The 20,317-nt window shown below is 63.5% G+C and carries 20 protein-coding genes and 1 pseudogene; 10 read left to right on the top strand and 11 right to left on the bottom strand.

The features are described 5' to 3' along the window. Positions 1-38 precede the first annotated feature (38 nt). The 3 genes and pseudogenes from K3M67_RS20385 to K3M67_RS20375 all read left to right on the top strand — a co-directional run. Positions 39-749, top strand: a complete 711-nt coding sequence (locus tag K3M67_RS20385) for a cupin domain-containing protein (protein ID WP_285833209.1) — start codon at positions 39-41, stop codon at positions 747-749. Between the two features lie 42 nt (positions 750-791). Then, positions 792-2,111, top strand: coding sequence for an NAD(P)/FAD-dependent oxidoreductase (locus tag K3M67_RS20380; protein WP_285833208.1), 1,320 nt, complete (start codon positions 792-794; stop codon positions 2,109-2,111). A gap of 288 nt (positions 2,112-2,399) precedes the next feature. After that, positions 2,400-3,587: pseudogene (locus K3M67_RS20375) on the top strand (MFS transporter); the annotation flags it as partial. Between the two features lie 107 nt (positions 3,588-3,694). Here the strand turns inward: K3M67_RS20375 and K3M67_RS20370 are convergent. From K3M67_RS20370 to K3M67_RS20360, 3 genes are read right to left on the bottom strand one after another with little or no spacing between them, the layout of a single operon-like run. Continuing rightward, the gene (locus K3M67_RS20370; protein WP_502958930.1) at positions 3,695-4,684 is read right to left on the bottom strand and encodes a phospholipase C/P1 nuclease family protein; all 990 of its coding nucleotides are present in this window, start codon (positions 4,682-4,684) and stop codon (positions 3,695-3,697) included. A 17-nt stretch (positions 4,685-4,701) separates the two neighbouring features. Beyond that, positions 4,702-5,880 carry a YdcF family protein gene (locus K3M67_RS20365; protein ID WP_285833207.1) on the bottom strand — a complete coding sequence of 393 codons (1,179 nt, stop codon included), beginning with the start codon at positions 5,878-5,880 and terminating at the stop codon, positions 4,702-4,704. Further along, positions 5,880-8,375 carry a TonB-dependent receptor gene (locus K3M67_RS20360; protein ID WP_285833206.1) on the bottom strand — a complete coding sequence of 832 codons (2,496 nt, stop codon included), beginning with the start codon at positions 8,373-8,375 and terminating at the stop codon, positions 5,880-5,882. Before K3M67_RS20360 ends, K3M67_RS20365 begins: the two co-directional genes overlap by 1 nt. Positions 8,376-8,500: 125 nt before the next feature. On the opposite strand from K3M67_RS20360, the gene K3M67_RS20355 reads away from it, so the two are divergent. After that, positions 8,501-9,613, top strand: coding sequence for an ROK family transcriptional regulator (locus tag K3M67_RS20355; protein WP_285833205.1), 1,113 nt, complete (start codon positions 8,501-8,503; stop codon positions 9,611-9,613). A gap of 363 nt (positions 9,614-9,976) precedes the next feature. Here K3M67_RS20355 and K3M67_RS20350 read toward each other — a convergent pair whose 3' ends face one another. After that, on the bottom strand, positions 9,977-13,231 hold the full coding sequence (locus K3M67_RS20350; protein WP_285833204.1) for an error-prone DNA polymerase: 3,255 nt from the start codon (positions 13,229-13,231) through the stop codon (positions 9,977-9,979). A gap of 150 nt (positions 13,232-13,381) precedes the next feature. Here K3M67_RS20350 and K3M67_RS20345 point away from each other — a divergent pair, with 150 nt between their 5' ends. From K3M67_RS20345 to K3M67_RS20335, 3 genes are all read left to right on the top strand, one after another. Further along, complete coding sequence (locus tag K3M67_RS20345; protein ID WP_285833203.1) at positions 13,382-13,927, top strand: hypothetical protein; 546 nt, start codon at positions 13,382-13,384, stop codon at positions 13,925-13,927. A gap of 90 nt (positions 13,928-14,017) precedes the next feature. Next, positions 14,018-14,212: a hypothetical protein gene (locus tag K3M67_RS20340; RefSeq protein WP_285833202.1), complete on the top strand. Its 195-nt coding sequence runs from the start codon at positions 14,018-14,020 to the stop codon at positions 14,210-14,212. Between the two features lie 182 nt (positions 14,213-14,394). Then, complete coding sequence (locus tag K3M67_RS20335; protein ID WP_285833201.1) at positions 14,395-15,057, top strand: sigma-70 family RNA polymerase sigma factor; 663 nt, start codon at positions 14,395-14,397, stop codon at positions 15,055-15,057. A 136-nt stretch (positions 15,058-15,193) separates the two neighbouring features. Here K3M67_RS20335 and K3M67_RS20330 read toward each other — a convergent pair whose 3' ends face one another. The 5 genes from K3M67_RS20330 to K3M67_RS20310 form a co-directional block, all read right to left on the bottom strand. Beyond that, on the bottom strand, positions 15,194-15,511 hold the full coding sequence (locus tag K3M67_RS20330) for a hypothetical protein (protein ID WP_285833200.1): 318 nt from the start codon (positions 15,509-15,511) through the stop codon (positions 15,194-15,196). A gap of 49 nt (positions 15,512-15,560) precedes the next feature. Continuing rightward, positions 15,561-15,722 carry a hypothetical protein gene (locus tag K3M67_RS20325; RefSeq protein WP_285833773.1) on the bottom strand — a complete coding sequence of 54 codons (162 nt, stop codon included), beginning with the start codon at positions 15,720-15,722 and terminating at the stop codon, positions 15,561-15,563. 87 nt (positions 15,723-15,809) lie between these two features. Then, positions 15,810-16,148: a hypothetical protein gene (locus K3M67_RS20320; RefSeq protein ID WP_285833199.1), complete on the bottom strand. Its 339-nt coding sequence runs from the start codon at positions 16,146-16,148 to the stop codon at positions 15,810-15,812. Beyond that, positions 16,135-16,311, bottom strand: coding sequence for a hypothetical protein (locus K3M67_RS20315; protein WP_285833198.1), 177 nt, complete (start codon positions 16,309-16,311; stop codon positions 16,135-16,137). Before K3M67_RS20315 ends, K3M67_RS20320 begins: the two co-directional genes overlap by 14 nt. Continuing rightward, a complete protein-coding gene (locus tag K3M67_RS20310; protein WP_285833197.1) occupies positions 16,308-16,598 on the bottom strand; it encodes a hypothetical protein in 291 nt (96 codons plus the stop codon). Before K3M67_RS20310 ends, K3M67_RS20315 begins: the two co-directional genes overlap by 4 nt. A 170-nt stretch (positions 16,599-16,768) precedes the next feature. On the opposite strand from K3M67_RS20310, the gene K3M67_RS20305 reads away from it, so the two are divergent. Beyond that, positions 16,769-17,101 (top strand): glycine zipper 2TM domain-containing protein, encoded by a 333-nt coding sequence (locus K3M67_RS20305; RefSeq protein WP_285833196.1) that lies wholly within the window; start codon positions 16,769-16,771, stop codon positions 17,099-17,101. Between the two features lie 60 nt (positions 17,102-17,161). Here K3M67_RS20305 and K3M67_RS20300 read toward each other — a convergent pair whose 3' ends face one another. Both K3M67_RS20300 and K3M67_RS20295 read right to left on the bottom strand, forming a co-directional pair. Next, positions 17,162-18,682 carry a Y-family DNA polymerase gene (locus tag K3M67_RS20300; protein ID WP_285833195.1) on the bottom strand — a complete coding sequence of 507 codons (1,521 nt, stop codon included), beginning with the start codon at positions 18,680-18,682 and terminating at the stop codon, positions 17,162-17,164. Next, entirely contained in the window at positions 18,597-19,358 is a 762-nt protein-coding gene (locus K3M67_RS20295; RefSeq protein ID WP_285833194.1) for an ImuA family protein, read from the bottom strand. The genes K3M67_RS20300 and K3M67_RS20295 overlap by 86 nt, the downstream gene beginning before the upstream one ends. A gap of 129 nt (positions 19,359-19,487) precedes the next feature. Between K3M67_RS20295 and K3M67_RS20290 the strand changes: the two genes are divergently transcribed. Both K3M67_RS20290 and K3M67_RS20285 read left to right on the top strand, forming a co-directional pair. After that, complete coding sequence (locus K3M67_RS20290; RefSeq protein ID WP_285833193.1) at positions 19,488-19,652, top strand: hypothetical protein; 165 nt, start codon at positions 19,488-19,490, stop codon at positions 19,650-19,652. Positions 19,653-19,675: 23 nt separating this feature from the next. After that, positions 19,676-20,317 (top strand): SOS response-associated peptidase family protein, encoded by a 642-nt coding sequence (locus K3M67_RS20285; protein ID WP_285833192.1) that lies wholly within the window; start codon positions 19,676-19,678, stop codon positions 20,315-20,317.

Genomic DNA, 20,317 nt, shown 5'->3' with positions numbered 1-20,317 from the left:
GCGACGTCTCGGTTGCGCCCTCTCATATGGAACACGAAATGAGCGTTGATCACCCCACTTTTGTCGACCTGCGCATCAAGGCCAGCGACAACCACCTGACCGGCGACGCTGAGCCCTTCGGCACCGGCGGACGGATCGCTGAAATCCGCGCGGGAGCATGCGAAGTGCTTGCCGTGACGATCGCAGCAGGCGACGGCGAAGCCTATGAAGATCGCGGGGACCTGTGGGTTCTCGCGCAGGATGGCGAAATCCTCCTCACCTACGCGCAGCAGGAATTGATCCTGAGCCCCGGAACGAGCGCCGCCATATCAAGGGGGACGACGTTCCGCTGGCGGACGGAGCGCCCCGTTGCCATGATCGGCATGCGATATCTGGATGCGGTCGAGGGCACGCATGGGATTTTCGCCATCGACAATGATGCACCTCTCAGTCCCTCCAATTCTCCGGCGCTGGACGTCCTGACCAGTCCGGTGCCGTCCTGCCGCTCCAACAGCATGTTCCGGTCCACGGGGGATGAGTTTTTGTGCGGAATATGGGATTCCACGCCCTATCAACGGCGCGCCATTTATTTCCAGCATTGCGAGCTGATGCACCTGCTTGAAGGCGAAGTCACGTTCACCGACGAGTCCGACCGCACCGCGACATTCTCCAAGGGCGATACATTCATCATTGAGCAAGGGGCAAGATGCACCTGGGAAAGCTATGCCCATGTGAAAAAGATTTACGCCTACTTCAAATCCACCAAGTGAATTTCGACCATCTCTGCCCATGATCAGCCAAGGTTTCCCGATATGCACCCGGCGGTAAAAGCCATTGCCAGCGATTCCACATTGCCAGCGGCCGTAGACGTCGTCGTCATCGGCGGTGGTATCGTAGGCGCAGCATCAGCTTATTATCTGGCAAAGCGGGGGCTGAAAGTCGCTCTGCTCGAAAAAGGCCATATCGCCTGTGAGCAATCCAGCCGGACATGGGGTTGGTGTCGGCAGCAGAACCGCGATCCTCGCGAAATGCCGCTGTCTCTTCTGTCGATGGCCTTATGGGACTCTCTGGCTGGCGAAATCGGGCAGGATCTGGGTTTTCGCCGGACAGGGCTGGTTTATGCCACGGACGATGCCGCCATGCTGGCCGGTTGGGAGGCATGGCGGCCGACAGCGCGCGAATTTGGCGTGGAAACCCATATGCTCAGCGCTTCGCAGGCCGCCGACCGTATCCCGGAAAATCGCCGCAAATGGGTGGGCGGCATACATTCGGTGGCCGATGGCAAGGCGGAACCCGCGCTCGCTGCACCGATCCTTGCAGAGGGCGCGCGCGCATTGGGCGCGACCGTTCACCAGAATTGCGCGGTTCGCGGTCTGGACATCACCAACGGCAGGGTAACGGGCGTCCGTAGCGAGCGGGGACTGATCAGAGCCGACGCCGTTCTGTGCGCTTCGGGCGCGTGGGCCTCCGGTTTTCTGCGTCGGCATGACATCAAATTCCCGCAAGCAAGTGTCAGGCAGACCACCGTCCGCAGCAAACCCACCGTGAACGTGGGCAACGTACTCTATTGTCCCGATCTGGCGATGACGCGCAGGCTGGACGGAAGTTACACGCTGGCAATTAGCGGACGGGCCGCGCTTGAACTGACGCCGCAGGGTATCGCATTTGCTGGCGCGTTCATGCCCCAGTTCATCCAGCGGATCAAAGCGGTGAACATGCAGGCCGGTACATCGTTCATCAAAGGCCCTGAATCGCTCACTGCCATGTTTGGCAGCGATCGTATCTTCGAGAACAACCGGGTTCTTGATCCCGCGCCTCACCATAAGCTGGTGCAAGCGATCATGGAAAATGTCCGCACCACATTCCCTCAACTCGCGGGCATCGAAATTGATCACGCCTGGGGCGCCTATGTCGATTGCACGCCTGATGCCGTCCCCGTCATCTCACCGACTGGCCACGTTGACGGCCTGTTTCTGGCGGCGGGTTGCTCCGGGCATGGATTCGGGCTCGGGCCGGGCATCGGTTATCTTGCCAGTCAGTTGATCGCTCAGGAAACGCCCGCCGTCGATACAGCCCACTTCCGGCTCAGCCGGTTTATCGACGGTTCCAAGATTAAAGTCGGCTCACTTTAGGCGCGCTTAAGCGTGGGGAATTGATGAATTTCTAGAAACCGAGCCTTTGCGGCCGCTCAGTCTCCGATTTCTCTTGCTCAGGTCCGGCCGTTCCGCCTTGCTGTTGAAAGCGCTCGGCCTGAACCGCAGCCTAGCGGGGAATGGTGAAGATGGCGCCGCCACATCATGCCCGACCCTTTGTCGCACGAATGACAAAATAGGCTTCTAGGACGCCTCCCGTCCCACAAATCTCCGTGCGGTCACGAAATACGGGAAGCTGAGGTGATCGGTACACGGGAAGATGGCCGCATGCTGGCCTATGCCTCCGGCAATTTCGGCAAGGCCCTGGTCTTCGGCGGCGCGGAGCTGACGATCCTGTTCCTGCTGACCGACGTGTTCGGCCTGGGCGGCACCACCGCGGGATGGTTGATGCTGGCCGCCTTGGGCGGCGATCTCGTCTTCGATCTGATCGCCGCGCGGCTGGTCATCCGGTTGCGGCAAGCGGGCAAGGGCTATCGCTGGATGGTGGCGGTCGCGGCGACGCCCTGCGCGCTGGCCTTCGCCTTTCTCTATGCCATGCCGATGCTGGGCGCGCGGCAGCTTTGGATGCTGGCGGCTGCGCTGCTGGTGTTCCGGGGCGCCTATGCGATTATCGACGTGCCGCACAATGCGCTGATGGCGCAGTTGACCAGCGACAGTCGCGCCCGCGGGCGCGTGTCCGGCTATCGCCTGCTCTTCAGCACGGCCAGCGCCCTGGCCGTCGCGACCGTCCTGACGCCGCTGGTGCAGCGTGCCGGCAGCGACCATGCCTTTGACACCATGGCGCTGGCCGGCATGGCGGCCGGCGGCCTGTTCGCCCTGACCATGATCCTGTGTGTCTGGACGTCCGGCAGCGGCCGGGCCCGGCCTGCGGCGCACCGGTCCGGACCGGACGGCATCCGCGTGCCACTGCGCGATCCGATGGTGATTGGCATGGGCTTTCTCGCCCTGCTGACCGGCTTTGCCGCCCCCACCTTCGGACGGACGCTGCTCTATATGGGCAGCTATGTCGTCCACCGTCCCGATCTGGTCTCGACGCTGTTGCTGGCGCTGGCAGCGGGCCAGTTCGCAGGTGTCCTGTGCTGGACCGCCCTTACCAGCCGGTTCAGCAAGAGTGTGCTGCTCGCCATGGGCCACGGCGTCAGCGTTCTGGGTCTGGTGGCATTCGGCCTCTGCCTGTCCTCGCCGGCAATGCTCCTGGCCTGTGCCGCCGTGATCGGCTCTGGCCTCGCAAGCGTCTTCATGCTGCCATGGGGGCTGCTTGCCGATGCCGTCGATGTGGTGGAATGGCGGCACGGCCGGCGGTTCGAAACCGGGTTGTTCGCCTTCTATCTCGTCCTGGTGAAGGCAAGCGGCGCGGCGTCGACCAGCTTGATCGGATGGACGCTGGGCGGGCTGGGCTATGTCCCCGGCCAGCCGCAGACGCTGGCGGTCCAGGCCGGCATCCTCGGCCTTGGCCTAGGCGTCCCGCTGATTGGCAGCCTGGCCGCCATCGCGCTGATGCGCCGCTTCGCCCTAGGCCATGCCCGGCATGGCCGCCTGCTCGCGGCGCTGGACCGGCGCCGTCAGTCGGGCGCCGACCCGGTCTCCGGATTGAACCGGGGATTGGCGAAATCCAGCGGTGCGGGGGTGACCTTGGCCGGCGGCTGGGCGCTTTCGGCCCAGGCGCGGCAGAGCATGTCGCGTAGCATCGCTGCGCCGGCGGCCGTCCGCTCATAGACCATGGCGCGCACGTCCCGGTCGGCAAAATCGGCAAAGCCCGCCCGCTTCTCCAACATATAGACCTGCGCCACCTTGTCGCCGGCCTCGTCCAGATAGGCGAGGACCGCGTCGAACATGTCGCCGCTGCGGTGGCCCGGCGCCCCGATGCGCGGCGCGATGTCGGCCACGGTCAGCTTAATGCCATCGACGAACTGGCTCTCGAACCGGCCATGCACGGTGCGATCGGTCGTGAAACCCCTGGGATTCTCGCCCCGCCACCCGTCCGAATGGATCGAGTCATGCATGGGCTGCGCGCCATCGCCGATATAATGGCCCAGGCGGATCGTGTCGAAAGAACAATGCTGCGCCGGCACGGACGCGTCCTGCCCCGTCGCCTGTGCCTTGCGGACCTGGCGCATGCAGACGACCAGCCGGTCATAGGCTTCGATTGCCGCATAGGGCAAAGTGCCGGTCCAGCGGACATTGGTGCGCGCGGCGGTCGCCGGATCGCTGTCCTTGATCGTCTCATAGCGTTTGTAGAGCGCGATCAAGAATTCATAACGCGAGCGCGGGATCGGCTTCAGGAACAAGAATTGCTCGCGAAACCAGCCATGATTGGGATCTTCCTCGATCTTCGAGAAATTCTCCGAATCCCCGCGCCAACTGTCGGGCAGCGAGGCGGAGGCGGCGATATAGTCGGTATAGGCCTTGAGGAAGACGGGGCCGTCCTGCGGGATGGCGGCGAGCGCGGCGCGATCGATCACCGCATGGGCGGTGCCGCCCCAGGCCATGGCGGCGCCGGGGCTGAACGCCAGCGCACCGAGCGCCAGGGCCAAGGTCAGTTTACGCATCATCATCATCATGCCTCCCTTCAGGGGTCGAGCGGATCGCGCGGATCGACCCGGGCGGACAGGCGCGACGGGCGGTACAGCAGTTCGGTGGGGGTCAGGCGCGCGCCGATGGCACCGGGCTGATAGCCCAGTTCCTTGTCGTTGCGCTGTACGAACAGGGGATTTTCGATCATCGCGCTCTGCCCCGGATTGCAGACGATCAGCGTATCCTTGTCCAGCGGCGCCGCCATCGCCATCAGCAGGCGGGTGGCGTTGCGCAAATTGGTAGTGGTGTGCCGGGCGTAGGGTTCGATGATGATGGCATCGGCCGGCACGCCATAGCGCTCGATCAGCGCCTGGCGCATCTCCTGCGCCTCGGCAAAGCGGGTCGCGCGCGGATGAGCGCGGCCGCCAGTCAGGATGAGGAAGGGCGCGTCGCCATCGGCAAAGCGGTTGGCGGCAAGGCGCAGATGATATTTGCCCAGCGGGCTCAGCGGCATGCCGTCGGCTTCCGGGCCGACGCCGGTGACGATCAGCGCGCTGTAGCGATAGCGTTTCCAGTCGATACTTTTGGCCCGCGCCATGGCGGGTGCATTGAGGCCGCCGGTCAGCGGTTCGAAGCCGATCGCGTCGGTGCGGTCGCTGACGTCGAGCAGTGCAAGAGCATAGTCGATGCTGGAATCCAGCGCCTGGGCCGATCCCTTGCGCGGCGTCTGCGCGATCCAGGCGGCGGCGCGCAGACGGGCCTGACGCTCGCGCGGGTCGATCGTGCCGGCGCCGTCGATATCGGGATAGGCCGGCACCTGCCCCATCGCATAGCTGCGCAGGATGGCGTTGATCCCCTCCACCTCGCGGCGGATCTGCGCACCGGCACCATCGTCCGCGACCGGCACGTCACGCAGCGACAGCGCGGCCTGCACCATCAGGGCGATCTCGGTCGGGGTCCAGATATGGGCCTGTGCCACGCAATCGACATCGCCGGCACACGCCGTGCGACGATCTTCGCGGGCATGGAGCAGCGCATCCATGTCAGGCCGGGCGCGGAAGGCGGCAAGGGCGGCCGGATCGTGTCCAAGAGCGCCCAGCACGGGAAAGAGGCGCCGGGAAAGCGCCTCGGTCACCTCGTCGCGCGCCGCCCCGGCCAGAGCCGGGACGGGCGTGATCGCCACCGCCGCCATCGTCATCAAAGACGCCGCAACGCGGCCGAGGCGACGGGCCATCACCAGGACTTGCTGATGACGAGGCGGAAGTTGCGGCCGAAGATCGGGCGACCATAGATCGCCTCGGCACTGCCCTGACCGCTCAGCGAGTCGGTACGGGTATTGCCTTCGGTAAGGCCATGGGCGTTGAACAGATTGTCGCCCACTATCTGTGCCTGCCAGCTGCCATGGCGCGCCGTGATGCCCGCGCCGATCGTGCCATAGGCCGGCAGCGCGGTGTTGTTGTAGAGGTCGACATAGCGCTTGCCCATATAGGTGTAGCGCCCATAGACCGACACGTCGGTGTCGCCCGTCTGGAAATCGAAGCTGGGGCGGATATTGCCGTAGACCTTGGGCTGACGGACGATCTGGTTGCCTTCGGCCTGTTCCGGATCGGCGCCGGTCGAGCTTTCGAAATTCTTGTATTTGGGATCGCTGATGGTGAGCGCGCCGTTGAGCGAAAACCAGTTGGTGAGCGCCAGCTTGCCGTCGAATTCGACGCCCTTCACCTGCGCCTCGCCGATGAAGGGCACGTTGACATCGTTGCGGCCCGTGGTTGGATCATAGGCCAGGAAGCTGGCGTTCAAGGGATCGAAATTGGTGTAGAAACCGGTAACGTAGAGGTAGGAGCGGCCGAAGGCGAGCTTCAGCCCAGCCTCGAACTGGTCGGCCTTGGTCGTGATGATGGTCGGGTTGATGCTCATCACGGTCTGGACGTTGGGCGGCGTTTCGAGGTGCGAGGCGCGGCCATAGATGCCGACATGGCTGGAGAAATCGTAGTTGGCGCCGACCGTCCAGTTGGTGACGTTGGGCTTCAGTTTCTGGTTCAGGATCACGCCGGTGAAGGCGCGGGTGCTGTCGTCCGCCAAGGTGCTGGAGTCGCCCAGATTGGCCGCCTCGGTCAGCGCGGCCCAGCCCTTGTAGCTGTAGCGTTCGTGACGGATGCCGGCGTCGATGCGCAGGCCCGGCACGATTTCCCAGGTGTCGTTGGCAAAGACGGCGAACATCTTGGCGTCGCTGTCGCCCTGATTGAGGGTCGCGGCATAGTTGAGCACGCCATTGTCGGTGACGCGGCCGATTTCCGCGCCGGCGGCATTATAGGCGACCAGATCCAGCGTGCGCGGCTTGCCCGCCACCTCGATCAGGTAATTCTGATAGAGGGTGCGGCTGTCCTCGCCATAGAAGCTGCCATAGAGGCCGAGCTTGAGGTCATGGGTGCCAAAGCCGGTCTCGAACTTCTTGGCGACCGACAGATTGGCCTGGGCCGAATAGAATTTCGAGTGGATGTCGCGATATTGGCCCTGCATCACCAGGCCCGACGCCGAATAGGGATCATAGACGGTGTTGGTGCCGGCCAGCGTATAGCCGAAATGGTCGACCGCACCGAAAGCCGTCGTGGCACGGGCGAGATAGCCGGCGGCGAAGGCGTTGCCGTCGGCCGGGTTGGTGGTCGAGTAGAAAGCGCTGAAATCGAGCTTGCCCTGGGTATAACCGGCCTTGGCCGAGACCAGCCAGCCATCGAAATCGCCATCATATTGGGCGCCGAAATTGACCATCTGCATATGTCGGCCATCCGACAGGTCGCCGGTGCGGCTCTGGATCTGGCCGGTGCCGTCGCGATATTTGAGGTTCACGTGGCGCAGCGCCGGCGAATTCATCGTGCCGTCGAAATAGTCGATATATTTGTCGAGCGAGACGCGGGGATCGCGCGGGTCGGAGATCGGGATCGGCAGATAGAAGACGTTGTGGTCGTTCACATAGTTGAGGTTCAGCTTGATAGAGCCATTGTCGAAGTCATGCTTGATATTGGCGCGCAGCTGGCCGCCCTTGTCATTGGCGAAGCCATTGTCGCGATAGCCGTCATGATAGCGGATGAAGCCGCCGATCGCATAATAGGTGTCGTTGCCGAGCGGGCCGGCCTGATAGGCATCAAGGCGATAGAGGCCGGTGTCGCCCAGCGTGACCTGCGCCTTGCCGCGCGCTTCGTCGCTGCCGGTCACGGTGATCGCGTTGATGATCGCGCCTGAATAGCTGGCATAGACCGGGGCCGGGCCGCCGCGCACGACTTCCACATGGTCGGTCATCAGATCCTGCTTCAGGATCGCGTCGCCGCGGAAGAAGACGCCGTCATTCTCATGGAAGAGCGGCAGGCCGTCCTGCTGGAAGCTGACGAAGCCGCCATCATTGGGCAGGCCGCGGATGCGATAGATATTCTGCACTTCGCCGCCGGTGATTTCGGTCTGGAAACCGGGCAGCTGGCCGATCAGGTCAGCGAAATTGACAGGCGCGATCTTCTCCACATCCTCGGCGGAGATGGTGTTGATCGCATAGGATACGTCGAAGCGGCGCTGGGCGCGGGTGGAGCCGGTGACGATGATGTTGTTGGGGCCGTTGCCGGCATCGGCGGCCGTTTCGGCGGCAGGCGCGGCGTCGGCGGCGACCTGCGCCAAGGCGGGCGTGGTGATCGTGCAAAGCGCGGCAAGCGCCGTGCCGGAGGCAAGGAAAGTCTTGAGCATGATGCGTCCCCTCTGAATTGGTCGGGGCGCCTCTGGCCGTGCGATATGACATTTTTAATTATTGTTGTGAAAATAAATAAATCGCCATAACCGGTCGTCGCTTTTCACGGTTTGCGGGATCGATCATGCAGTTTCCCACTTTGGACAAGGACCAGCGGCGCATTCTCCAGATGCTGCGTAAGGCCGGGCCACTGTCCCGCTCTGCGCTGGCCTCCGCGCTGGAGATAAGCGGTACCGCGCTCACCCGCCTGTCGCGCGACCTGATCGGCCTCAATCTGGTGGAGGAAGTTCCGGGCGCGGAGGCACAGGGTCGGGGGCGTCCAGCGATTCCACTGCGCCTGGCGGGGCATGGCGGCTATGCGGTCGGTGCGACGGCGCACAGGGGATTCATCGATATCGCCCTCATCGATTTTGCCGGCACCACCATCGCCACCCATCATGAGGCTGCCGCGCCGATCGATCCCCAGGGCTTTGCGCGCTGCGTCCGGCGCGTGACGCATGACCTGGTTGACCGACATGGCCTGCTGGGCCGCCGCATGCTGGGTCTGGGGGTCGCGGTGCCGGGGCCATCCCTGTCGCCGGCCGGCGATCGATGGAGCGTCGTGGACGTTCTGCCCAACTGGCGGGACGCGCCGCTGCGCGACATTTTGTCCGCCGAAATGGGCTGGCCGCTATGGATCGAGAATGATGCCAATGCAGCGGCGATCGCCGAATATTATCTGGGCGGCCTGCTTCGGGATTTCGACACAATCGTCGTGCTGCTGCTGGGCTTTGGCATTGGTGCCGGCGTCATTGTCGATGGCCGGCTGGTGCGCGGTCAATATGGCGTGGCGGGCGAGATCGGCTGCCTGTTTCCGGGACATTTGCCGCGCCCCAGTCCCCTGGATCTGCTGGCGATGCTCCGTAGCGCCGGGTGCAACCTGTCGTCGGTCACCGACATCGATTTCAGCGCTCCGAACCAGATCCGCACGATTGAAAGCTGGCTGGACCGCGCCTCGACGCAACTGGAAGCGATATGCAACACGGCATTCGCCTGGCTTGATCCGGGGGCAATCGTCCTGGCCGGTACCCTGCCGCCCGCCATTCTTCAGGGACTGGCAAGCCGCCTGCATGATGCCGACCTGGTGACGACGGTCCATCACCGTAGGCCCCCTGTGCAGATATCCAGTCTTCAAGGTTCGCCGATCACCTTTGGCGCGGCGCTGTTGCCCATTCATGCCTTGTCCGCAAACATATGAACAATTTGCCGGAGGGCGCGATCGCGCCCGCCCTCGACCATCTTCCAGTTCGGGATAGTGAGCGCCGCCTCCACCGCGGAGCGCCTGCGAGGAAGCTTAGCCTCGCCAGGCGCGAGGACGGTCACGATCTCGCCGGAGACCGCGGGCTTTTGGCGCAGAAAAGCGCTGTGCCTGCGCCGACGTTCGCAGGGCTGATTTCATGCTCATAGCCGGGAATTTAGCGACGAAAACCCCGTTTTCACTATCGAAAAGACCACATTATCAATAGTGAAACACAATATTTCGCTAAAACTTGATTGATTTTTTCACGGAATACAGTGCATAACCGTATTTGTATCGATCGGATTAATTGAGAAACAACGTTCAATGAAAGTCATGACTTTTTATCAATTCACTTTCCTTCACAAGATCGATGTGCAGGTCGGGTATCAATATATCACGACCTGAAGGCATGCTGCGTAAATCTTGTCCACCGCCACTTTTCGCGCCATCTCCACGGCCACGAGGGAGCGGGAACGTCTCACCACGCTGTCTCAGCGAACCTAGCAACGGCGACAGGTCGATGAGCTCTTTAGCGATCACATGCACCACCTCGCCCTCGCGCTGCACCTGCCCGTAAAGCCCCAGCATCTGCGCACCCATGACGATCCGCCGGTTCTGCTCGAACATGCGCGGCCAGATGATGAGATTAGCGATCCCGCTCTCGTCCTCGATGGTGATGAACATGACCCCCTTGGCCGACCCCGGCCGCTGCCGCACCAGCACCAGCCCGGCCAGCCAGATGTAGCGCCCGTCCCTGGCCGTCTCGAGCGCGCTGCACGGCATCATCTTCTGTCGTAGCAATTCCTCGCGCAGGAACGACACCGGATGCTGGCGGAGGGTGAGCCCCATATGGCCATAATCTTCGACCACCTCCCTGCCCTCGCTCATCGGCCGTAGTGCGACCGGCTGCTCGACAATCTCCTGGACGAACCCATTCTCCCGCGCGTCCGCCGCCGCAAACAGCGGTAACTGCTCATCGCGCAACGCCTTAATCGCCCAAAGCGCCTCCCGCCGCGCGAGCCGCAGCGATGCGCGAAAGGCGTCAGCCTCGGCCAACCGGCTGAGGCCGCCAGCCCCTACCCCGGCCCGACGCCATAATTCCTCCACGCTGACAAAAAGCTCATCCGCCCGCGCCGCGATGATGCGGGCCGCGTCTGCCTCTTTCAGCCCCTTCACCATCCGCATCCCCAACCGCACGGCAAAACGGTCACCATTGATTGGCTCCAGCGTACAATCCCAGCGCGAGGCGTTGATACAGACCGGCCGAACCTCGACCCGATGCGCCCGAGCGTCAGCCACGATCTGCGCCGGCGCGTAAAAACCCATGGGCTGGGCGTTGAGCAGGCTGGCGCAGAAGATTTCGGGATGCCAGCATTTGAGCCAGCAGGACGCATAGGCGATCAGCGCGAATGATGCCGCGTGGCTTTCCGGGAAGCCGTAGCTGCCAAATCCCTCCAGCTGCCCGAAGGTCTTTTCGGCAAATTCGGCGGTGTAGCCACGCTCGACCATGCCGCTGACCAGCTTTTCCTTGAACTTAGACACGCCGCCCGTGAATTTGAACGTCGCCATGGCGCGCCGCAACTGATCGGCTTCCGACGCGTTGAACCCGGCGCATTCGATCGCCACTCGCATCGCCTGTTCCTGGAACAGTGGCACGCCCAGCGTTTTTCCCAGCACCTTTTCCAGTTCGGGCTTGGGATATTCGACCTTCTCCTTGCCCGCCCGGCGGCGCAGATAGGGATGGACCATGTCGCCCTGGATCGGCCCTGGCCGCACGATCGCAACCTCGATCACCAGATCATAGAAGGTGCGCGGCTTGATATGCGGGAGCATCGCCATCTGCGCCCGGCTCTCGATCTGGAAGGCGCCAAGCGTGTCGGCGGCGCGGATCATGGCATAGGTGCGCGGATCTTCGGGCGGGATAGAGGACAGGTCCATGCAGATGCCCTTATGCTGCTCCAGGAAATCGAACCCGCGCTTCATTGCCGTCAGCATGCCCAGCGCCAGGCAATCGACCTTCATGAACTTGAGCGCGTCAATGTCATCCTTGTCCCATTCGATCACCTGTCGGTCCGCCATGGCGGCCGGCTCGATCGGCACCAGCTCGTCGAGCCGGTCATGGGTCAGCACGAACCCACCGGGATGCTGTGACAAATGGCGGGGCGTTCCGATCAGCTCGCGGGCGAGATCGAGCGCCAGCCGCAGCCGCCGGTCGGAGAGATTGAGGTTGAGTTCCTCGGCATGGCGCTCCTGCACACCCTCTTCGCTCCAGCCCCAGACCTGAGAGGACAGTGCTTTAATCAAATCCTCCGACAAACCCAGCGCTTTGCCGACATCCTTGATCGCGCCTTTCGCGCGATAGCGAATGACGGTGGAGCAGAGCGCGCTATGGTTGCGATCATAAGTGTCGAACACCCACTGCATAACGATCTCGCGCCGCTCATGCTCGAAATCGACGTCGATGTCCGGCGGCTCCTTGCGCTCCTGACTGACGAACCGCTCGAACAACAGATCGGAGCGCTCGGGGTCGATGGAGGTGATGCCCAAGACATAGCAGACCGCGCTGTTGGCGGCCGATCCCCGGCCCTGGCAGAGAATATCCCGGCTACGAGCGAAGCGGACGATGGAATTCACCGTCAGGAAATAGGGCGCATAGCCCAGCTCGGCGATCAGCCCCAACTCATGGCGCAGCAGGCGCGCGACCTTGTCGGGCACGCCCTCGGGATAGCGCGCCTCCGCTGCTTCCCAGCTCATCTGCTCCAGCGCCGCCTGGGGCGTCTGACCGGGTACGCTGGCTTCGTCGGGATATTGATATTTGAGTTCGTCGAGCGAGAAGCGGCAGCGCTCGGCGATTTCCAGCGTCCGCGCCAGAGCCTGGGGATAACGGCCATAGAGCCGGTGCATCTCCGCAGCCGGCATCAGATAGCGGTCAGCATAAAGCTCGCGCCGGGCACCCAGCTCATCGATGGTGCAGCGATGTCGGGTGCAGGTCATCACCTCCTGCAGCACCCGGCGATGCGGATGGTGATAGAGTATGTTGCCGGTGATCACGGTCGGTACGTCATGGCGCGCGGCAAGATTGGAGAGGTTGTGCAGGCGTAGCTGATCGCCGGGCCGCCGGCGCAAGGTCAGCGCCAGATAATCCCTTCCGGCGAAGATTTCCGCGAAGTGCCCGATCACAGCCTGCGCTTCCTCTACCTCCCCCGGAAGCAATATGGCGAGCAGCCCTTCGGCAAATTCCGCGACATCGTCCCAGCCGATGATGCATTTGCCCTTCCCGCCCCGCTTCTTGCCGCGGCTGAGCAAGCGGCAGAGATGGGCATAGCCCGAGCGGTCGATAGGATAGACCAGCAGCGACTGGCCGTCGCTAAGATCCAGCCGGCAGCCGACGATCAACCGAACGCCGGTGACCTTCGCCGCCTCATGGGCGCGGACGATCCCGGCCAGGCTGTTGCGATCCGTAATGGCGAGCGCGTCGAGGCCGCAAGCCTCCGCTTGGGAAAACAGTTCCTCGCAGCTCGATGCCCCGCGCAGGAAGGAGAAATGCGAGGCGCATTGGAGTTCAGCGTATCGCATGGCGGCACCTGCCGATTCTCACATCATAGCGCATATGTTCACTATTTGTTCCGTCGCATCGAGAGTCAATCGCGGTTGCAGCCGATGACAGAAGAAGTGCGTTCAGTTGGCATCGATCCAGCCAGCAATCGTAGGTCGGGAAAGATAGGGATGGTAGCAAAACTCAAGGTATTCCGCACGCCGATCGGCTTCCATGACGCCTATGTTGCCGCGCCCAGCCAGAAGAAGGCGCTGGAGGCCTGGGGTGCCGACAGCAACCTCTTCGCGCGGGGCGTCGCGGAACAGGTTACCGATGCCAAGCTCATGAAGGCGCCGCTCGCCGAGCCCGGTGCAGTGATCAAACTTCCGCGTGGCAGCCCGGAGCAGCATCTGGCATCGCTCGCGCAATCGAAACCGCCCGCGAGCCGCAACAGGAAAAAGCCAAACCCCGAACCGGCGTCACCGCGTCGCCCGGCAAAACCCCGCCCGCGGCCCAGCCGAGCGGCGCTCGACACGGCCGAACAGAAGCTCGAGGCGCACCAACAGGCCCTCGATGCGAAGGTCGCGGAACTGGAAGAGCGGCGCGTCAGGCTGAGAGAGGAGATCAGGCGCTTGCGGGCTGCGGAAAAAAAGGAACGGACCAGACTCGAGGCAGCGATTGATGCTGCCCGCCAAAAATATGACAGCGCGTTGGCTCGGTGGAGAGCCGACAGCTGAGCCGCATCCATTCCGCACGATGCGCGTTTTCCGACCGTCAGCCTGGGGCTTGGAGCCCCGTTCCCATTCGTCACCAGGAGCGCATTTCCCATGAAGCATATCATCGGCCCCGTCATTGGCGCAGCGATCGACCGCAAGGATGGCGACAGCGGCATCAAGGGCGCGATCCTCGGCTATGTCGCCTCGGGCGCCATCAAGACCGTCGCCAAGCTCGGCTTGCTCGCCGCCATTGGCGGCGGCGTATTGGCCCTGGCGAAGTGTGTCCGGTCGGACCCGACGGCCTGATGCTGCGTTAATCATCTTATCGGGTCGCGCTCATCCCCCCGCAGTGCGGCTTGATGAGAAAAGGACCCCGCCAGCGCCCCTGCTGACGGGGTCTTCTCGTTCTGGCGGCGACTACGAAGGAACCGATACCGAGCCGAAATGTTCGTATCCCCGTTAACGATAAGCAAGGCGGAGAGAGCAGCGTGACGGATCACAGCAACGTCGAAACACCAGCGGCCATTCTCTCGGACACGGATTTCAAGGACAAGCTCGGCAAGACCATCCCGCATCTGCGCGCTTTCGCGCGCGGGCTGTGCGGCAATCCCGATACCGCAGATGATCTCGTGCAGGAAACGATGCTCAAAGCCTGGGCCGCCCGTACCCGCTTCACCGCCGGCACCAGCTTCAAGGCCTGGACCTTCACGATCCTGCGCAATCATTATTTCAGCCAGATGCGCCGCAAGCGCTTCATCGGCGAATGGGACGATTTGGTGGCCGACCGCAAGCTCGCCGCGCCCGCCGGCCAAGATATGAGTGTGGAACTGCGCGACATGATGCGCGCACTCGCTCAGCTTACCGATCCGCAGCGCGAAGCCCTGATCCTGGTTGGTGCGGGCGGCCTTTCCTACGAGGAAGCGGCGCAGATCATGGGCACCGCGATCGGAACGGTCAAAAGCCGCGTTGCCCGGGCTCGAGATGCTCTGGAGGCACTTATCGAAGGTGGCGTCCTCACCACCAAGCGGCGGGATTTTGAGGATGACGGTCAAGCCGTCATCAGCATCTTTGCCTATCTCGACAAAATCCAGGCGCGAAGCAGCCATGTCGCCGAATTCCCCGCCGTGCTGCCGCTACCAGCAGCAGCGTGATGGCGCACCTCGTCAAATAAAAGGATCCCCGCCGGAGCACAGCTCTACGGCGGGGCCGAGGTTCGGGGAGGTGCCGCTCCCAGGGAGAGCGACAAACCAAAGCTATGCCTTTTCCGTAGCAATTCAAGATGGATTATCACCGTTCTGAACCGACTGCTGGATCGATACGGCAATCCTGCCAATCCCAGTCGCTCTTCTGAACGAAGGCCACAAAGCCGCCGTCGAGGATCAGTGTCGCGTCCCCGCTGCGAAAATGCTGGCCTAGCGATGAAGGCTTGCGTGCGAGGACCAGTTCGCTGTCCGCCAATTGCACATGCGCCTGCCATCCTTCGATCCGCAGGCCGAAGCTCCGACCCTGCGCGCAGGCGACATGGTATGTCTCATGCGGCTCGACCGCCGCAGCCGTCGCGGCCCCCATCAACATCAGGACAAAAGCGAGAGGAAGCGCAGTCACGACAATCTCCACGGCTTGCATCCTCTCGGGCCGCAATGAATGCCTGCCCTCAATCCTTCTCCGCCGTGCCGGTTCCGTTGGCAAGCGCGTCACTGATCATCGCGGCCAATGTTTCCTCGGCGCGTCCACGCGCGGCGGCATCCTTGGAATCGAGATCGTGCCGCAGCCATTGCGGCGCGCGCTTGATCACCCATAAAATCACTGCGTTCATAGTCTCGTCCATATGCCCGGCCTATGACGGCGGAGCGACGCTGGTGCAATAAAGCAAAGCTTTCAGCGGCCAAGACCGGGCGACAGGCTATCCCCGGTTGCGGCTCACCGCCCGTTTCCATTCCCGCTCGTCCGGCAGGGGCAGGCGGATGTGCGGCGGCTCGTTCGTCGTTTCCATCAACGTGGGTCGAACCTTGCGGCCGGTCCGCTCCGTGCAGCTCCTGCAATAGAGGCAGCGCACCGCGTCGCGGAAATCATCGCTCCAGCCCTTGCGCTTGAACCGCCACCAAAGCCCATGGGCCTCGAAGGTGCAAGTCCGGCGGCACCGGCAGGTTACCTTGACGGCATAGCCCCATGTTGCGGCCTCAAATATTCTCGTCGCATGCCGCCGGTCATCGTCATGGGCGTTGACGTCACTGCCTTGCATCCGACCATGCCAATTGCTGCAATTTCGCGCGGACAAGGGCGCCGATCATGACGGCGTTCTCGTCCCGGCGATGCGCGATCTCTCCTGTGGCAAGCGACCCGCCCGCCCTCCCGCGAACCATGGGGTCGCCGTCATCGGCGTGGCGATCATAGTAGCCACTCATGCCGCAAATCCCATCTTGTCCGCTTCAAACCAGCGCAGCGTCTCGAGGACATCGTCGATCATCTCCTCGCGGCTCGGAACGCTGAGACCGTGAGCCTGCGCATGGGCGAGCGCAGCGGTGACCGCCTGCTCATGCGAGCCAAAGCCGGGCTCTTGTCTCGCCTGGGTGAAGCAGGGCTGAGGGCCGCCTATACGGACCGCCACGAACCATTGGCCCTCGCCAAATTCGAGCAGCACGTCGGGCGCATGGGAGCGGATAGAGGCTGGGGTCTGGAGTGCGGTTTGCATGGGAAGCGATCCTCCTCGAGTCGCACCCATATTAGAACATAACAGGAACATTCAAAAGGCCGGCCAGCCCGCTTTCGGCTTAACCGTTGATAACAAAGCGGTTCAGCATCGCGCCAAGCGAATCATGGCATAAGGCTCTTTAAGGAAAACACAGGTCGAGGAGATCAAAGATGACCATAAGCAAATCCATGCTCGCCCTTGCTGCTGCCGCTGCGACGCTCACGGCCGTTGCGCCAGCCACCTCGTTCGCTCGCGATCATGACCGCGGCTGGTATCGCGGCGGCGAACACGCACGCTATGTCGACTATCGGGGCTATCGCGACGATCGCGGCTATCGCTGCCGCAAGTCGGGTGGCACGACCGGCCTGCTGCTGGGCGGCGTTGCCGGCGCGCTTCTGGGCCGGGCGATCGACACGCGCGGTGACCGCGCGCCCGGTACGATCATCGGTGCTGGCGCTGGCGCGCTTGCCGGTCGCGCCATCGACCGCAACTCCAACTGCTGACCCAAAGACGACAGGTCTCATCATGGCGGCGGTGCCCACGGGCGCCGCCGCCATTCGCTGTCAAGCGAACAGCCCATGCAGGAACCAGCCCTGCCCGCCGGTGGCGCTGTCCATGCCATCGCCCTGACGGAACACCCAGTACCGCGCGCCCGTTTCATCCTCGACAAGGAAATAGTCGCGGACGCTCAGCCACTCCTCATCGCTCACATGCCATTCGCCATAGATGCGCTCTGGCCCGTCTGCCCGCTTCACCTTCCGGCGCATGCCGCGCCAGACGAAATGAACCGGCGGATGATCAGGCAGAAGCGCCATGGTGTCGATCGGCTCGGGCCGCCGGAACAGCCGGGCCGGGCGCGGCCAGCGTTCGGGCCAGCGCAGCAAGGTCGGATCGGCCATGGGCGGAATACGGGTGACCGAGCGCTCGGGAATATCGCTCTCGCGCGCAGCAACCCGAAAGAGCCGCTCCTCTCCCACCCTGTTCCCCAATATGTCGACGAGCGCCGCGACATCAGGCATCGTCGTTTCGCCCAGATGTGAGATGGTGCGCAGCCCGAGCGGCTCGACCAGGGGCGCGGAGAGCAGCATTTTCTCGACACCAAAGCCCGGATTGATCGTCTCGATCCGATCGCACAGCAGCCGTCCCATTTGCTTCCTGTCCCGGCTTGGCTTGGCGAGCCCCGCCCGGATCGCCTCGATCCGGTTGTCGACCCGGTGGAAGCGCAAATCCAGCCGGCGCGCGCCAACGCCCGCTTCCTCGAGTTGTTGGCACAGGCCCTCGACCAGCTTGTGCGTATAGCCGGCAAGGGTCTCGGGTGCGCCGATGGGTTCGGCAAAGCGGCGCTCAACCTCGATCGTTTGTGGCGCGGCGACCAGCTCGAAAGGCTCGGCCACACGACCATAGGCCTGATCGAGCCGCAGCCCCGGCATCGAACCGAAGCGCAGTGCCAGCGAGGCGCGCGGCATGGCCTCCAGGTCAGCGATCGTCTCCAGACCCAATTTGCTTAACGCGCTGACGATGGCCTGGTCGAGCCGGAGCGCGGCCAGCGGCAGATCGGCAATGGCCTCCTCGAGGTCCAGCGGATCGATCACCCGCAGCGGATCCGCGCCATAGCGGGCCAGCGCATGCGCAGCGCCATAGGCCGGCGCGCAGACCGCCCGCCCGGCGGTTTCCACCTCGGCCAGCCGCTGCGCCATGTCCTTGAGCAGGCCCAAGACGCCACCATGGGCATAGGCCGCGCCGGTGATATCGAGCATCAGCCCATCGGGCGGATCGACCGCGATGATCGGCGCGTAGCGGCGGAGTGACCAGACAGCGAGACGCTCCAGGCCTTCCCGGTCCGCCTGCTCCTCGGCGTCCATGATGAGGAGATCGGGCACCAGCGCCTGGGCCTGCGTCACCGCCATGCCGATGTGCAGACCGATCATGCGCGCGGCGGCGTTCGCCGCGGTAATCACCCGGCGTTGCCCCTCCATGCCAGCAAGGATCAACGGCGCGTCAGGAGGCGGCGCGCTGCGCCCAAGCCTGCGACGCAGCCGATCCGTCGGCCAGGTCGGCAGGAAGAGCGAGACGACCTGTCGCATCGCAGACTTCCACCAGAAAATCGGCGCTCTCTCCTGCCCGGCACCGTATGAGCTCGACGAACCAGCGATGCCGACCGACGCCCGGCACCGGCAAGGGTTCGGAAGGAACGGCCGTCACCCGCCAGCGCGTTGCCGCGGCGGTTGGTTGGCCAAAGTCCGACGCTTCAGCGAGACGCCGCCAGCGCCGGATCGCGATGCCGATCGTGCCGCTGCTCTCGGCTGCCAGTTGCAGCCGGCGCGAGGTTGTCATGGACAGACGCGCGAGTTCCGCCACCACCCCGCCCAGGCCACCATGGCGCAGCCCTTCCTCGAAACAGGCAAGCACCGCCGTCTCATCGCGGGCCTCGACATAGATGACGCGATCAGGATCAAGCCCCGCCTGCGCAATCGCGGGCGCGAACAGATCGGGCTGCGTCATGCACCAGAGGATGCTGCCGTTCACCCGCGCGAGAATGCCGGCGGTGAACAGCGCGGCGGCCGCGCCATCGGTCACGCCCTGCGCGCCGCCCGCCACTTCATGCAGCGCGCCCAGCGCCAAGCCGCCACCGGGCAGTTTGGCGTCGATCGTCTCCAGCCCAAATGGCAGAACCTCTCGGCCCCGGCGCTCCGCGCCTTCGATCTCGGCAATCTGGGCGCGCAAGGCAGCAACATGGGGGCGCGCCCCTCTTTCCGTCATCGAAGGGCCTCCTTCTGGCTCGCGGTTAGATTCGTTCCTATTTTGTTCCAATCGGTGTATGAGTCAACGGGCGGAGTCGGCGTTCAGGCGCGAACGGCGATACGCTTCTGAAACAAGGCAGTTATTCCCATGGGTGAGACGAGGAAAAAATTAAAGCTGCGGCACGACGTGGATGATCGTTCGACGCCGGAAACGGTGCCGAACGCCCCTCCCGCGCTAAGCGACTCGACCGCGCCGCGCTATCATCCAAGCCATGATCCGCAACTCGTCAGCGATGACGAGATCCCCTGGTAGCGCCCGTGTCGAGATTGCATTGCATGGCGGCGGGCCTCACCGAGATCGCGCATCATCTCAACGCTGAAATGCCTGCGCGCATCGAGCTGCCGCCCGAGACGAAAGAAGGCGCTCTCGGCCTGATCCTGTTCGAGAATAAAGGCCGCCGCATCCTGCGTGGCGTGACCTGGGGTTTTCAGCGGCTGACCCGAGAGATGCGCGAGCGCGGCGAGGAACCCACCCGCGTCGGCCTTGTTGCTGACCTCACCAATCCCATGTGGGATCAGATGGTGGAGGATCCGCGCTATAGATGTCTGATCATTCTCACCCATTTCGCCAACCCCGACGGCGTGCCCGGCGCGCGGACCCGCACCTGGTTTTCGCTAAGGCGCGCGTCCTTCATGGCCTGGGCCGGCTTCTGCCGGAACATGCCAGGCCAAGGCCCCGTTTATGCCGGCATGACCATGGACGCCAATGAAGCGGTGCAGCCGACCAATGACCGCATGCCGGTGCTGCTCGACCCGCATCACTATGACGCATGGTTTCATGGCTCGATCCGGGATGTCATAGGCTTCCAGTTCGACACGCCCTTGGCCGCCGAGCGCTTCCGGGTGGAGAAGACCGAGGACCTCTGGAACAGCGGCAAGCGCCCGCCATCGGCGGACAAGCAGCTCGCGCTCATCTGA

Source organism: Sphingobium sp. V4, from assembly GCF_029590555.1.
GTDB lineage: Bacteria > Pseudomonadota > Alphaproteobacteria > Sphingomonadales > Sphingomonadaceae > Sphingobium.
This window is presented reverse-complemented; position numbering and strand designations above follow the sequence as displayed.